Origin of the sequence: Paenibacillus sp. OAS669 (genome assembly GCF_014873645.1) — a bacterium.
Taxonomy (GTDB): Bacteria; Bacillota; Bacilli; order Paenibacillales; family NBRC-103111; genus Paenibacillus_S; species Paenibacillus_S vulneris.
This window is the reverse complement of record NZ_JADBDR010000001.1, coordinates 1,155,911-1,170,321: the sequence shown is the minus strand read 5'-3', so window position 1 is coordinate 1,170,321 and position 14,411 is coordinate 1,155,911. Positions and strand designations below refer to the sequence as shown.

Here is a 14,411-nt window from a genome sequence, read left to right as displayed (position 1 = left end):
AAATGCTGGTATTGGTGACGGGCGGAGCCCGCAGCGGCAAAAGCTCCTTTGCCGAAGCTTACGCATCGCGGCTTGAGCAGCGCGGCATTTACATCGCGACAGCCCAAGCGTATGATGAGGAAATGAAAGCACGGATCGGCCTTCATCGGAAGCAGAGAGACGAAGCAGGCTTCCCATGGACGACGCTGGAGGAGCCGTTTGAGCTGGACCGATTGTTAAACGGCTGGTGCGATCAGATGGCTGATCATTCCGGCAGCCAGCCTAACGTGCATCCGCAGCCTATTGCTGCTGAAGGAGCCGTTGTCCTGGTCGATTGCCTTACCCTCTGGCTGTCCAACTGGCTGCTTCGATACGAGCAGGATGCCAATGCCGAGCAGCTGCTTAGGCAGAAGGTAGACGAGCTGACTGCCGCCGGACGGCGATTCGCTGATCAGGGGCGTCATCTGGTGCTGGTAACCAACGAGGTTGGTTACGGTCTCGTGCCGGAATATAAGCTGGGGCGGCAGTTCCGGGATTTGTCGGGGATCATGAATCAACGGCTGGCACGGGAGGCTGAGCAGGTGTTCCTCGTAACGGCAGGAATTCCGATGGAAATCAAGAGCCGGCAATTCCAATGGTAGACACCGGATTTGGACCCATCCTCGTTCGCAGCCGCTTATCTGCATGATGGGCTTGGACAGAGGAATTATTACATATACAATGAATTGACTTTGAGCAAGCAAAAATGGCGATCAGGCAGTTCAAACGGGCGGGTGGATTTGGTTGTTGTTTTATTCTTGGCAGGAAACCGCTGTGATGCTGGTTTGCGCGATGATGATCGATTGGTGCATCGGGGACCCGCGCTGGCCGACCCATCCCGTTATCCGGATAGGACAATGGATACGCTGGGTCGAGTCCAAGCTTCACCCGGAGGGAGTCCGTCGCTCGGAGGCCGATGAACGATGGAGAGGCTTCCTGTTAACCGTATCGACGTTGGCGATTTCCTTTGGAGCCATGTGGCTTCTGCTTTGGGCTGCCCGGTGCATTCATCCGTGGCTGGGCTACGCGGTAAATACATGGTTCATCTCGACGACGATAGCGATTAAGGGCCTTAAGGATGCGGCCATGAAGGTGTACGTTCCTTTGATGCAAGGACGTATGGAGGAAGCGAGAACCTATACCGGCTATATTGTCGGCAGAAATACGTCGGAGCTCGACGAAGCCGAGCTTACGAGGGCAACGGTAGAAACTGTAGCCGAGAATACGGTGGATGCGGTCGTATCCCCGTTGATGTATGCGTTTCTAGGGGCGGCGCCACTGGCTATGCTGTACCGCGCAGCCAACACGCTGGATTCCATGGTCGGCTATAAAAATGAGAAGTATTTGTTCTTCGGCTGGGCTTCCGCACGCTGGGACGATGTGATGAATTGGGTCCCCGCGCGGTTAACCGGTGCCTTTCTGGTGTTAGTATCGGCCGTAACCAGCGGCTGCTCCGCCTTGCGGGCTGCGCAAGCGATTCGCCGGTTTGCCCGGCTTCATCCAAGCCCCAACAGCGGCATTCCCGAATCGGCGGTCGCCGGAGCGCTCGGCATCGAGCTTGGCGGTGTGAACGTTTATCATGGGAGAATCAGCGAGCGGGCACGAATGGGCTGGCCGCTTCGTGAAAGACGGATGGATGATATATTGAATACCGTTCGTCTGCTCTATGGGGTTAGTATTTTGATTGCAGGAGGGCTGCTGTGCGCATATTGCTGGACTTTATGGTAAAAGGGTTGGCTGCGTGTGCCGCAGCCTTTCAATTTCTAACGCGGCTTCCTGTGCCGGTTACATTGGAGTATAACGATGCACTGTTTCGGCGCAGCGTCGTCTTCTATCCGTTAGTAGGTGCGGTAATGGGGCTGCTGCTTGGAGCCGCAGGCTGGCTCCTGCAAGGCTGGCTGCCGCCGGGAGTGACTTCCGCCCTGCTGCTGGCCCTCTGGGTCGCCATGACAGGGGGGCTGCATCTCGACGGATTAATGGATACAGCCGATGGCATTTTCAGCTACCGGTCCCGGGAGAAAATGCTGGAGATCATGAAGGACAGCCGGGTCGGCGCGATGGGGGTTATTGCCTGTGTGCTGGTTCTTTTGTGCAAATGGACCCTGCTGCAGCAATGGCTGCCGCTCTCATGGGCGGGATCTTTATTCGTGCTGCCTCTGGCCGCCCTATGGAGCCGATGGTATATGGTGGTCGCCATTGCCTTCTGGCCTTATGCGAGGCAGGAGGAGACGGGACATAACCGGATAGGGGCTTTCTTCCGCGGCCTGCAAGCGAAGCATGTGATCCTTCACACGGGTTTGGCGCTATTGTTAACCTGTTGTTTGGTATGGATGATGGGAGAGTCCTTGTTGTTTTCCGTACTCATTATAGGGGCAGCGGCTCTGGGCTGTTTGGCAGCCGGGGTGTCGATATCCGTATTTATCAGCCGCAAGCTCGGCGGGCTTACAGGGGATACCTACGGGGCTATCAACGAGCTTTTGGAAGTCTTTCTGCTGTTATTGTTATATATGGTCATACATTCGTAGATAAAACGGTTTATCCGGTTGTTATCAAAATGGTTTAAGAGAATGGGGGAGCCTGAATGCTGGAACGATACGGGCATGGGGGAGATTTATGGACGGCCGCCGAGGCGTTCGGCAGAGGCAAGGACGAATTTCTGGATTTCAGCTCGAATATGAATCCGTTAGGACCGCCTGCAGCGGTGGAGACCATATTGAGAGAGCGTTGGAGGGACGTCGCCGCTTATCCCGATCCCGCTGTGCGTGAACTGCGGAGGAAGCTCGCGGAGCACTATGAGGTACCCATGGAATCGATTCTGGTCGGGAACGGCGCGGCGGAGCTGATTGACCTGGCGGTTCGGGTTCTTAAGCCTCATGTGACGGCGTTGGCGAGACCGTCCTTTTCGGAATATGAGGAAGCGGTGGATAAAACGGACGGGAGCATCCACGAGCTGATGCTGCGGGAAGAGAAGGGCTTTGTCATGCAGCTTGACGATGTGGAAAGAGCCGTCGAAGCCTCGGACATGCTCTTCTTCGGTTCTCCGAATAATCCGACAGGCAGGCTGCTGCCGCAGGATGTCCTCAGGCTGCTTGTGCAAGCCGATAAGCCCGTGATCCTCGATGAAGCGTTTATCGATTTTTGTCCGAATGAGGATCAGCTGACGATGCTTCGTCAGGCGGCGGACTCACCCCAGCTCATGGTCATTCGGTCGATGACGAAATTTTATTCGATTCCCGGCCTCAGGCTCGGGTTTATTGTCGCACATCCCGATACAATTACGAAAATGCGGAGCCAGCAGGTACAATGGAGTGTCAATACGATGGCCCAATTGATCGGTGCTGCGGTGCTGGACGATAAAGATTACGCGCGGCGGACTCATGCTTGGCTGGCGGAGGAACGTCCGTGGCTGACAAGCAGGCTGCAATCCTTAGGCCTTATTGTCACTCCAAGCGATACAAACTATCTTTTGTTTTCACTTCGTGGGCTGGGCCTTACGGTGAAGGCGCTGCAATCCGAAATGGGGCGGCGCGGTATTTTGATCAGGGACGCGTCACTGTTTCCGGGCTTGGACGAAACTTACGTTAGAGTTGCGATCAGGCTGCGCGAGCATAACGAAAGGCTCCTTACCGGGCTTCAGGAATCCATTCAAGCCTTGCTTGAGCAATCCAGTCCGCCGATCGTCTTAGCGGCTTCGGATCTATCGAGTCGTTCACCGGAGCAGGCTGCCCCTCACGCAGCGTCAGGACAATCGGAGCTTCCTGGCAGTGCGCCCGCTGTAACGAGCAGCGCAGCAGACCCATCGTTGGCAGCTCCGTTAGCCGCAGCCTTGATGGTTCAAGGAACATCCTCCGATGCGGGCAAGAGCCTGATAACGACGGCCCTCTGCCGAATTTTGCTCCAGGACGGCTTGCGAGTCGCTCCGTTTAAATCGCAAAACATGTCGTTGAACTCCTATGTGACTCCTGACGGGAAGGAAATCGGCAGAGCCCAAGGGATGCAGGCGGATGCCTGCCGGATTCCGGCCACGACGGATATGAATCCGATCCTGCTGAAGCCGAAGAAGGACATGGTATCTCAGGTCGTCGTTCACGGGAAGCCTTATCGTGATTTGGATGCGCGGACGTACCGGGAGAACTATTTAAGCGAAGCGGAAACGATCGTCAAGGACGCGCTGAACAGGCTGAGAAGATCATTCGATGCGGTCATCCTGGAGGGAGCCGGCAGTCCTGCGGAAGTGAATTTGAAGGATCGGGATATCGTCAATATGCGCCTCGCCGGGTGGGCGGATGCTCCAGTCGTGCTTGTAGCCGACATCGACAGAGGAGGCGTGTTCGCGTCTATTATAGGCACCATGGAGATTTTCACCCAGGAGGAGAGGGATCGAGTAGCAGGATTCATCATTAACAAGTTCCGCGGCGACGTGACGCTGCTCTATCCGGGATTGGAATGGCTGGAGAAACGGACAGGCAAGCCGGTTCTCGGCGTCGTCCCGTACTTGCCCGATCTGGAGCTGGAGGACGAGGATTCCGCCTCGCTCGACCGGAAGCTGGCCACGGGCATTTTGGCCAAAGGCAGCTCCGCTGCGCCATATTTGACGGGTGAGAGGGGAGCCAGGGAGACCGATCAGGAACTGCTGGATATCGCCGTCATCCGGCTGCCCCGATTATCCAACTTCACGGATATAGACCCGCTGCTGTATGAGCAGGACGTGCGGCTTCGCTTTGTCAGCTCGCCGGAGGAGCTCGGGCGGCCGGATGCCGTCATTTTACCGGGCAGCAAAAATACGGTGGATGATTTGCTGTTTTTAAGGCAGAACGGCTTGGAGCAGGCTCTGCTGCGCCATGCGGAGCACGGTGGAGCCGTGGTGGGCATTTGTGCCGGCTACCAAATGATGGGCAGCAAGCTGCTGGACCCGGACCTGGTGGAATCGGATCATCCGAAGCTGGACGGACTCGGCCTGCTGCCTACGGAAACGGTGTTTACCCCGGATAAGCGGACGGTCCGTGCGGAAGGAACGACCTTCCTGCAGGAAGGAATTCTTGCAAGTCCGGCGCCGCTGCCGATTACAGGTTATGAGATTCACATGGGGAGAACACGGTTTTTGGAGCCCGTGAAGCATCCTTTTCTCATTAAGGAAACGGGCGGTAACGAGAGCTTGCATGAAGATGGGGTTGTCGCTGCGAACGGCAGGCTGTGGGGGACGTACATCCACGGCATTTTACATAATGACGACTTCCGCAGGCATTGGCTGAATACGCTCCGGGCAGAGAAAGGCTGGGGACCCAAGCTGGCTGAGCTCCGCTTTCAAGAGCGTAGAGAGGCGGCCTTCGACCGGCTGGCGGATCATGTAAGACGCCACTTGGATATGAAGCGGGTCTATGAGATGATAGGGAGAAAGGCCAAACATTTTGAAGGAGGCGATCCTCAATGAGAATTTATACGCGCACCGGCGATGCCGGACAAACGGGCGTTATTGGCGGACGTGTCGATAAGGACGATGTACGTGTAGAGGCTTATGGCACGGTTGACGAGCTGAATTGTTTTGTCGGGCAGGCAATGGGCTTTTTGGATGAAGAAAGGTTTGCCGACCTGCTAGCCGACTTGCTGGAGGTTCAGCATGAGCTGTTCGACTGCGGCTCCGATCTGGCTCTTTTGAAGCAGGAGCTTCGCCCCTATAAAGTCACCTCCGAGATGGTGGACCGGCTGGAAGCCTGGATCGATAAATACGATGCGGAGACACCGGACATCAAAAAATTTATTTTGCCGGGGGGAGTCCAGGCCTCTTCCGCACTTCATGTGTGCCGGACCGTCTGCCGCCGTGCTGAGCGCAGGGTAGTAACGCTGGCCAGAACACAGCCAATTAACGAGCAGGTTCGCCGCTATTTGAACCGGTTATCTGACTTGTTCTTCACCGTAGCCAGATTGGCCAATGCTCGAAGCGGAGTCGGTGACGTGGAATACGCTCGCAGTGCCGAGGTGTTCCGCCGTAAATGAATTCGTATTATGAACCTTTAGTATACCGTGTCTCGCAGGAGGAGGAAGGGTTTCTTCTGAAGACGATCCTGCAAAGCCGGATGCACTTGTCGCGCAAGCTGCTGTCCCGGTTGAAGCTGACTGAGCAGGGGATAACGGTGAATGGCCAGCGGCAATATATCAGCATTCGCGTTCATGAGGGCGATGTAATCGAGGTTCGAATGCAGCAGGAGGAGTCGGATGACATTTTGCCGCAGGACCTTCCTATCTCGATCTTATATGAGGATGACCATCTGCTGGTCCTGAACAAGGCGGCCGGGATGATCGTACATCCGACTCACGGGCACTATGTAAATACGCTCGCGAACGGCGTCGTATATTATTGGCAGCAAAAGGGACAGAGCTTTCGTTTCCGGCCTATCCACAGGCTGGATCAAGAGACATCCGGCACGCTTGCCGTCGCTAAAAACCCGTTCGTCCACCAGCAGGTATCTGAGCAAATGCAGGCGCATCAGGTGAAAAAGGAATACATCGCTCTGGTCCATGGTGTTATGGCAGAGGATGAGGGTACGGTTGATGAGCCGATCGATCGCGATCCCGAGCAGCCCCATATCCGGATTGTTACAGAGACGGGGTATCCTGCGGTTACGCATTATAAAGTAGAGCGCAGGTTCAAGGATGCGACCATGGTGCGGCTGTGGCTTGAAACCGGCCGGACGCACCAGATCCGCGTTCACATGAAGCATCTCGGTCACCCGCTGCTGGGCGACAAGATGTATAAGCTGTCCAGCGCGAATGAAGCAAAGGAAGCGGAAGTCGAACGGCTTCAAGTCTACGGGTTGGACCGGCATGCTCTGCATGCCTGTACGCTCGGCTTCGTGCATCCTTCGACGAAGGAGTGGATGGAATTCCATGCTCCGCTTCCCGAGGATATGGAGCGGTGCATCCGCTTGCTGGAGGAACAGGGTTGAGGGAGCAGATTCTGCGGAAACCGCAGAATCTTTTTTTCGTAGTGATAAGGGAGCGTTTTCCCGGCTGCGACTTGACATTGCTTCAGCTTTCACCGAAAATTTAATGAAAACCAATGATTTTCCAAAAGGAGCTCTTACCATCATGAGTAAATCTGTCATCGTCTATCAATACCCGCAATGCGGCACTTGCCGAAACGCCTTGAAATCTTTGAAGCAGAAGGGCTTGGACGTACAAGCCGTGCATATATTCGATAATCCGCCGAATCGTGAGGAGCTTAAGAAAATGATCGCGGATAGCGGGCTGGATATTAAAAAATGGTTCAATACATCCGGTGAGGTTTACAAAGAAATGCAGCTGAAAGACAAGCTGCCGCAAATGACCGAGGAAGAAAAGATCGATTTGCTCGCATCGAACGGCAGGCTGATCAAAAGGCCTGTGGTGACCGACGGGTCTACCGTAACGGTAGGCTACAAGGAAGAGCAATACGAAGAGGTTTGGGGCCGCTAAGTGCGGAATGCGAAGGAGCGTGACAGGATTGCAGCAAAACAATAAGAAGAAAAATCCGTTCTGGATGATCGGCACGGTAGTTGTTTTTCTGTTAGCCAAAGGAAAATGGCTGCTGTCGCTGTTGAAGTTCGGCAAGTTCGGCGGCGTATTTATCTCTATGCTGCTCTCGATAGGCGGCTATGCGTTGTTGTTTCCATGGTGGTTCGCTGTAGGGCTTGTTCTGCTCATTCTGGTCCACGAGCTGGGACATGTGATAGCTGCGAAGCAGAAGGGGCTTCCTGTCAGCGCTCCGGTGTTTATTCCGTTTCTCGGAGCATTGATTACGATGAAGCGCCATCCGAGAGACGCGGTTACCGAAGCGTACATGGCTTTCGGCGGTCCGATTCTGGGCACGGTAGGCGCGCTGGTGGTGTTTGGCCTGGGGTATTTGATTAACAGTCCCACCTACAGTCCCTTATTTTACAGCTTGGCTCTGGCCGGGTTTATGATCAATTTATTTAACCTTCTCCCGATCCATCCTCTGGATGGAGGGAGAATCGCGACGGCAGTGTCCAGATGGCTGTGGCTCGTGGGATTAGTCGGAGGCCTTGTGTTAATCATTTACAACTTCAGCTTCATTCTGCTCATCATCTGGGCTATGTTTGCTTACGATCTGTATAAAAAATTCGTCAAGCACCGCAAGCACGGGGAGCAGAGGATGGTCAGCGCAAGCTTCCTGGTTCCGGCGGAGCCTCTCATAGAGCAGGGATATATCATCCCTGGAGAAGAGCATAAACGCGAGCTTCCTTTTGTTACTTATTCCGATCTGGAAGGACAGCAATTTGTCCATGTCATCTGGGAAGGCCTGAAGTTTCAGGGGACCATACCGCTGATGCAGCAGGGGATTATTCAAAAGGTGCATGTGACGCGGCTGGAACGGCTGCAAAAGGAAGAGGGCCTGCACTTGATGGTGCATTGCCAGGTCGATTACGAGTTATTTGAAAATGACCGTTATTATGAAGTACCGAACGCAACCCGCTGGACGTACGGGATTAGTTATTTGGCGCTTGCCGCATTTTTGTTCGGGATGATGGCGGCGGTTCATAAAGTAGGCAGCATATAATCGGAGCAAAGAGGTCGTTGATCCAATGAAACAATTTCAATCCAAGCGGTTATCCCATCTGGGATCCGCTGTTTTTTCTGAAATGGCGCAGTGGAAGCAAGAGGTGATGAGCCGCGGAACCGACGTCATAGATCTGGGCATCGGCAGCCCGGACCGCCCGCCTTCGGAGCGGGTCATCCAGGCAATGGAACAGGCGGTTCGCAAGCCTGAAGTATACGGTTATCCGACATCGGAAGGAAGTCCGGCTTTCCGGCAGGCCGTAGCCCGCTGGTACCAGCATCGCTTCCAGGTTTCTCTTGATCCGGAGACGGAAATCGTGACCTTAATAGGTTCGCAGGACGGCTTATCCCATCTGGCCATGGCGGTCGCCGACCCTGGAGATTTGGCCATGGTGCCTGATCCGGGATATCCTATCTACTCAGCCAGCCTGGTGCTTGCGGGGGTGGAGCCCTATTTTCTGCCGTTAAGAGAAGAGAACGGATTTCTGCCAAAGCTCGAAGAGATACCAGAGGAAATAGCCCGTAAAGCCAAGTTCATCTTGTTGAATTACCCCAGCAATCCACTATCTGCGGTTGCGACGCGTCCGTTCTTCGAGCAGCTTATCGCCTTCGGCAAACGGTACGGCCTGCTTGTCGTGCATGATCTTGCTTATTCGGAAATGGCCTTCGACGGATTCCGTCCGATGAGTATTCTGGAAATAGATGGGGCGAAGGATATTGCCGTAGAGTTTCACTCCTTATCCAAGAGCTTCAATATGGCAGGCTGCAGAATCGCCTTTATGGTGGGCCAGCCTGATGCGGTGCGAGCGCTTCGGATACTGAAGTCCAATATCGATTACGGCGTGTTCAAGGCGGTTCAGGAAGCGGGAATTGCTGCGCTGGAGGAAGATATGGAGCATGGCGAGACGGTTGCCGGTTTATATGAACGCAGGCGCGACCTTGTTATCGACGGGCTTGCAGCGGCAGGCTGGGTTATCCCGAAGCCCCAAGCGACCATGTTCATTTGGGCACGCATTCCGGAGGGATGGACCTCTCGACAAATTTCCCGGGAAATCCTGTACCAGGCTGGCGTTGTCGTCATTCCGGGGGATGCATTCGGCAAGGAAGGCGAAGGGTATGTACGGATCGCGCTTGTACAGGAGGAGGACCGCTTGCGCGAGGCCGTGAGCAGAATAGGACGTTTTTTAGAGACGGCAAAGCCTCCACAAAAGGTTTAATTTTAGCAGAACGGTGCAGATTACAATCCCTGCCTGGTTCATGACGCAAATCAACTTATCGGAAAAGATAAGAAGACAGGCGTTCTGGAACCGGCGGGGATTTTTTTTGGAGATTTCGGCTTTCAACGAAAAAAAGTGATGTGTCCTTTTTCCAGATGCATCTCTTGAACTTTTTTCACCCCCCATCGAACTATTTCCTTCTCCAAGGCGTATTTACAGTGAATACAGGAACGGAGGATCGTTCATTGATGGATTATTCGATCTCTGAAGAGCAATCGCGGGCTATCTTTGAAGAGCATGCCCCCTATGTTTATGGAATCGCCCTGATGATCACCAAGTCTGCCATGCTGGCTGATGATATCACTCAGGAGACCTTTTTGCGCGCGTTTAACAAGTACCATCTGTATAACCCCGATAAGCCCTTGCGCCCATGGCTGTACCGGATCACGATCAATTTGGTGCGAAGCACGCTGCGCAAGCAGCGGTGGCTGACCTTCTTCGGTCAAGTGCCGGTTGAAGCAAGCGGCGGCTCGGTAGAGTCTATTGTTTTGAAAAATGAAAGCGAGCGTGAGCTATGGCAGCTGGTCAACCGGTTATCTCCTAAGCGGAGAGAAGTGCTCATTCTGGTCTACTATGCCGGCCTGCCGCTGCATGAGGCTGCCGCGCTTCTCGATATCCGGCTCGGCACATGCAAATCGCGGCTTCATGCGGCTCTTCAGCAGCTTAGACAAAGCGACGCAGAGGATTATCATCTTACTTCGATTAAGGAGGCGCTCAAATGACATTACATCACGCTGCAGGGAAGCAGGAGGATGCATCGCTTGAACCCTCCAAAGCCGTTCAAAGGCGGATTCGTCAGCTGTCGCCCTCCTTTACCTTTGAAGAGCTGTGGGAGAAGCATAGGAGGGACCTGGGAGAGAAGAGGAATAGAGCTTCGCAAACGACCAAGCTGCGGACAAGATGGCTTTGGGCGGGTCATGCGGTGCTTTTGTGCGGAATATTGCTGGGAGGGCTCGGCTGGTACTCTCCTTCGGTCGGTGCCGCGTTGAAGAAGATTTTCTTTATTGATCTCTTTTACCAAAAGAACGGTGGATTGCTCGATGACGGGCTATATCAGATTGAAAAACAAAATTTGGGCACCCCGACAAACATCTCGGTAACGGATAAAAATATTCAACTGACTGTAGCCGAAGTGTTCTACGATGGCGTTCAGCTGGTGATCAATTATCAGGTCGACTACCTGAAGAAGAATAAGATAACGGAGGAGGACGCCTCCTTCTATTATGAATATGACTTTGAAGGTGTACATCCAACGATGATGGGGACTCATGAATTCAGCATTACAGGCGATCATACCTTCGTAGGGACGATGGTGTACAATATGGAGCCGGTGCCCGACCATACGATCCTGAATGTCAAAATTCCGAAAATCGGTACTACGTTCGGCAAGTGGGATGTTGCGGTTCCGATTTCCGTCGATAAAGCAGAGCCGCTGACTAAGATCATTCATCCTCAGCTGAAGGGCACCTATAAAGGGCACTCCTTTGAGGTTGAGGAGCTGACGCTATCTCCGGTAAGCACTCAGGTGAAGGTCAAGAGAGATGAATCCGCGGAGCTGTATTATCTGCTCGAGGATGACCTGCAAACTCCGTTTCTTTCCGGAGGCGGAATGGGCGGACAGGGGGAAGACCGGGAGAACTTCGGTCCTTTAACGGAGATGAATCCTCATCCGGCGTATGTAACCCTATTAGTCGGTGAGAGGAATCAAGGCCCGTCGATTCCATTTACACAAAGAGAGGAGTATGCGGACCTTTCGGGAGGGCTTCCGTTGACTCTAAAAGGAGCGGACGGAGGAGGCATCGAAATTACCGGCATCCAACAGCTGGAGGACGCCACGGTCATTTACTATGAGGCCAGCAATGCGGCGAATCAAATTCCTTTTTTGATGTTCGAAAGCCCATCGGGAGAAAGAATCTCGTCCAAGAAAAGGCCTGTCCGGCTTTCCAGAGACTCGTTCTCCTATCAATGGGAATTTCCCGGCATCTCCTCTTTATCCGAAATGAAATTACTGCTGATCGTAGACGAATTTTCCGAAGAATTTGAGAAGCCGATGAAAATCCGTATACCGCTGGATTGGGGTACGCGGCCGTAACGCTTTAAGAATGTCCGGTTCCGGGACGCATAAGCATTAAGGGGAGCCAAGGCCCCACTTGCGCTTCCCCAAAGATACGATGTCGCCTTTTTGCACTTCGACTTGTCATGTATTTGAAATTTAAACGATTTCACAAACATGCTAAGATAAAGCCAAGTCGCTATTTCAAAGGAGAGATTATCGTATGTCTAAGAAGCTAAAAGTAGCTGTTATCGGCTGCGGAGGCATTGCCAAAGGGAAGCATTTGCCGAGTCTTGCCAAGCTGGAGCAAGTGGAGCTTGTCGCTTTTTGTGACATTATCGTGGAGAGAGCCGAGCAGGCCGCAGAGAAATATGGTGTCGCCGGAGCAAAGGTATACGAGGACTATCGGGAGCTGCTTAAGGACAAAAGCATTCAGGTGGTTCACGTATGTACACCTAACGATTCCCACGCCGACATCTCGATTGCCGCATTGGAATCAGGCAAGCATGTTATGTGCGAGAAGCCGATGGCCAAGACGGCAGCGGATGCACGGAGAATGGCAGAAGCTGCGGAACGGACCGGATATAAGCTGACCATCGGTTATAATAATCGTTTCCGCCCCGACAGCATGTATTTAAAGCAGCTATGCGAAGCCGGAGAGCTTGGAGATATTTATTATGCCAAGGCTCATGCCATTCGCAGACGTGCCGTACCGACATGGGGAGTATTCCTTGATGGCGAGAAGCAGGGCGGAGGCCCGTTGATAGATATCGGTACGCATGCGCTTGATTTGACGCTGTGGCTGATGAACAACTATGAACCCAAGGCCGTACTAGGTTCCACCTTTCACAAGCTTTCCCAAAAAGAAAACGCTGCCAATGCCTGGGGGCCATGGGATCCCAAGAAATTCACTGTTGAAGATTCCGCTTTCGGCATGATCACGATGAAGAATGGAGCCACTATCGTATTGGAGTCGAGCTGGGCGCTGAACACACTCGATGTGAAGGAAGCGAAGAGCACGCTGTGCGGTACGGAAGGCGGCGCGGATATGGAGGACGGCTTGCGTATTAACGGCGAGAAGCACAGCCGGCTGTTCAAAAACCAGATTCAGCTGGATACGGGCGGCGTCGATTTTTATGACGGGAAAAAAGAGAACATGCAGGATACCGAAATCCGGTTATGGATCGATGCTGTATTGAATGACAAACAGCCGATTGTAACTCCGAGGCAGGCGTGTGTCGTATCGGAAATTCTTGAGGCGATTTATAAATCCGCCGAGACGGGCGAAGCCGTATATTTTGATTAAGGATCAAGAAAAGGTTTATTTTGATAAAAGTGCTTGTCGTATTCAAAACGAAGATGCGATATGATTCTAAATGACGGAGGGTACATAGAATGATCAGAGTAGCAATGCTGAGCTTCTGGCATGTGCATGCCAACGATTACGCCCGCCAGGCGACCGAGCATCCTAATACGGAAATTGTGGCTGTATGGGATGAGATTCCGGAGAGAGGACGCAAGCAGGCGGAGGAACGGGGCGTGCGGTTTTACGGGGATTTGAAGGAGCTGCTCGCTCAAGATGATATTGACGGAGTTATTGTTGATACGCCGACCAATATGCATCACGAGGTTATGGTTGCGGCTGCACAGGCGGGCAAGCATATTTTTACCGAAAAGGTCGTAGCGACCACGCTGAAGGAATGCAATGAAATTTTGGCGGCAGTTCAAGAAGCAGGGGTCAAGCTGACGGTGTCATTGCCTCGCTTGAATGCGGATTATACGCTGGAAGTTCAACATATTTTGCGTGAGGGGATGCTGGGGGAGATTACGCTGGTGCGTACCCGCTTATCCCATAATGGCGCCATTCCGTCCGAGCGCGATCCGAACGGCTGGCTGCCTGCTCATTTCTTTAACAAAGAACAATGCGGCGGCGGTGCCATGATCGACCTCGGCTGCCATCCGATGTACTTGGCGCGCCTGTTCTTAGGTCTTCCGGACAGCGTTTCCGCCAACTATGGCTATGTGACCGGTAAAGAGGTAGAGGATAATGCAGTGAGTGTGCTAAGCTATTCGAACGGTGCGTTGGCGGTCGTCGAGGCCGGCTTCGTTAACCGGTTCTCGCCGTTTGTTATCGAGGTCCATGGGACGGAAGGAAGCCTGCTGTACTCCACGCATGATAACAAGCTGCTGGTCCAAAGCTCGAAGCTCGGGGGGCAGAAGGAATGGCAAGTGCGGCAGCAGCTTCCGGCGAATCGTCCGTCCGCTTTCGATCAATGGGTAAGCCATATCGAGAACGGTACGACGGCGGATGAAAATATTCAGCTGGCTCTGGATTTAACAAGACTGATGGAGGCGTCCAATATCTCGGCGGGCACCGGAAAATCGTGCAAGCTTAGCGATTTGGCGCAATAATTATGACGGGAAGCATGGCGGAGGCCCTGCTTATCCGTGGATAGCTGAGATAGAGGAAGGCAGGGAGGGCTGACACAGTCTGGAGTGCCGTTCCCTGC

At 53.4% G+C, this 14,411-nt stretch carries 13 protein-coding genes; all 13 read left to right on the top strand.

Annotated features, from left to right (window positions below; all coding sequences use genetic code 11):
- Positions 1 to 2 precede the first annotated feature (2 nt).
- The 13 genes from GGC63_RS04730 (at position 3) to GGC63_RS04670 (ending at position 14,313) form a co-directional block, all read left to right on the top strand.
- Positions 3 to 620, top strand: a complete 618-nt coding sequence (locus GGC63_RS04730) for a bifunctional adenosylcobinamide kinase/adenosylcobinamide-phosphate guanylyltransferase (RefSeq protein ID WP_192701266.1) — start codon at positions 3 to 5, stop codon at positions 618 to 620.
- Between the two features lie 142 nt (positions 621 to 762).
- Positions 763 to 1,746 (top strand): adenosylcobinamide-phosphate synthase CbiB, encoded by a 984-nt coding sequence (gene cbiB / locus GGC63_RS04725; RefSeq protein WP_225947898.1) that lies wholly within the window; start codon positions 763 to 765, stop codon positions 1,744 to 1,746.
- The gene (gene cobS / locus GGC63_RS04720; protein ID WP_318780979.1) at positions 1,719 to 2,543 is read left to right on the top strand and encodes an adenosylcobinamide-GDP ribazoletransferase; all 825 of its coding nucleotides are present in this window, start codon (positions 1,719 to 1,721) and stop codon (positions 2,541 to 2,543) included. The genes cbiB and cobS overlap by 28 nt, the downstream gene beginning before the upstream one ends.
- A 56-nt stretch (positions 2,544 to 2,599) precedes the next feature.
- Positions 2,600 to 5,449 (top strand): cobyric acid synthase, encoded by a 2,850-nt coding sequence (locus GGC63_RS04715; RefSeq protein ID WP_192701265.1) that lies wholly within the window; start codon positions 2,600 to 2,602, stop codon positions 5,447 to 5,449.
- Positions 5,446 to 6,012 carry a cob(I)yrinic acid a,c-diamide adenosyltransferase gene (locus GGC63_RS04710; RefSeq protein WP_079908155.1) on the top strand — a complete coding sequence of 189 codons (567 nt, stop codon included), beginning with the start codon at positions 5,446 to 5,448 and terminating at the stop codon, positions 6,010 to 6,012. The genes GGC63_RS04715 and GGC63_RS04710 overlap by 4 nt, the downstream gene beginning before the upstream one ends.
- Positions 6,009 to 6,962 (top strand): RluA family pseudouridine synthase, encoded by a 954-nt coding sequence (locus GGC63_RS04705; protein ID WP_192701264.1) that lies wholly within the window; start codon positions 6,009 to 6,011, stop codon positions 6,960 to 6,962. The genes GGC63_RS04710 and GGC63_RS04705 overlap by 4 nt, the downstream gene beginning before the upstream one ends.
- Before the next feature lie 142 nt (positions 6,963 to 7,104).
- A complete protein-coding gene (locus tag GGC63_RS04700; protein WP_079908157.1) occupies positions 7,105 to 7,470 on the top strand; it encodes an arsenate reductase family protein in 366 nt (121 codons plus the stop codon).
- Positions 7,471 to 7,477: 7 nt separating this feature from the next.
- The gene (locus GGC63_RS04695) at positions 7,478 to 8,572 is read left to right on the top strand and encodes a site-2 protease family protein (protein WP_192701263.1); all 1,095 of its coding nucleotides are present in this window, start codon (positions 7,478 to 7,480) and stop codon (positions 8,570 to 8,572) included.
- Between the two features lie 25 nt (positions 8,573 to 8,597).
- Entirely contained in the window at positions 8,598 to 9,788 is a 1,191-nt protein-coding gene (locus GGC63_RS04690; protein WP_192701262.1) for an LL-diaminopimelate aminotransferase, read from the top strand.
- A 218-nt stretch (positions 9,789 to 10,006) separates the two neighbouring features.
- Complete coding sequence (locus tag GGC63_RS04685; protein WP_318780978.1) at positions 10,007 to 10,570, top strand: RNA polymerase sigma factor; 564 nt, start codon at positions 10,007 to 10,009, stop codon at positions 10,568 to 10,570.
- Positions 10,567 to 11,940: a DUF4179 domain-containing protein gene (locus GGC63_RS04680; RefSeq protein WP_192701261.1), complete on the top strand. Its 1,374-nt coding sequence runs from the start codon at positions 10,567 to 10,569 to the stop codon at positions 11,938 to 11,940. Before GGC63_RS04685 ends, GGC63_RS04680 begins: the two co-directional genes overlap by 4 nt.
- Before the next feature lie 184 nt (positions 11,941 to 12,124).
- Positions 12,125 to 13,207, top strand: a complete 1,083-nt coding sequence (locus GGC63_RS04675) for a Gfo/Idh/MocA family protein (protein ID WP_192701260.1) — start codon at positions 12,125 to 12,127, stop codon at positions 13,205 to 13,207.
- An 89-nt stretch (positions 13,208 to 13,296) separates the two neighbouring features.
- Positions 13,297 to 14,313, top strand: a complete 1,017-nt coding sequence (locus GGC63_RS04670) for a Gfo/Idh/MocA family protein (protein ID WP_192701259.1) — start codon at positions 13,297 to 13,299, stop codon at positions 14,311 to 14,313.
- Positions 14,314 to 14,411: the final 98 nt, after the last annotated feature.

Bases quoted from the DNA above. Each gene is read 5' to 3' on its own strand.
- GGC63_RS04700 (WP_079908157.1), top strand. From the start codon at position 7,105: ATGAGTAAATCTGTCATCGTCTATCAATACCCGCAATGCGGCACTTGC.
- GGC63_RS04695 (WP_192701263.1), top strand. From the start codon at position 7,478: ATGCGAAGGAGCGTGACAGGATTGCAGCAAAACAATAAGAAGAAAAAT.
- GGC63_RS04710 (WP_079908155.1), top strand. From the start codon at position 5,446: ATGAGAATTTATACGCGCACCGGCGATGCCGGACAAACGGGCGTTATT.
- GGC63_RS04675 (WP_192701260.1), top strand. From the start codon at position 12,125: ATGTCTAAGAAGCTAAAAGTAGCTGTTATCGGCTGCGGAGGCATTGCC.
- GGC63_RS04690 (WP_192701262.1), top strand. From the start codon at position 8,598: ATGAAACAATTTCAATCCAAGCGGTTATCCCATCTGGGATCCGCTGTT.
- GGC63_RS04705 (WP_192701264.1), top strand. From the start codon at position 6,009: ATGAATTCGTATTATGAACCTTTAGTATACCGTGTCTCGCAGGAGGAG.
- GGC63_RS04715 (WP_192701265.1), top strand. From the start codon at position 2,600: ATGCTGGAACGATACGGGCATGGGGGAGATTTATGGACGGCCGCCGAG.
- GGC63_RS04680 (WP_192701261.1), top strand. From the start codon at position 10,567: ATGACATTACATCACGCTGCAGGGAAGCAGGAGGATGCATCGCTTGAA.
- GGC63_RS04730 (WP_192701266.1), top strand. From the start codon at position 3: ATGCTGGTATTGGTGACGGGCGGAGCCCGCAGCGGCAAAAGCTCCTTT.
- GGC63_RS04670 (WP_192701259.1), top strand. From the start codon at position 13,297: ATGATCAGAGTAGCAATGCTGAGCTTCTGGCATGTGCATGCCAACGAT.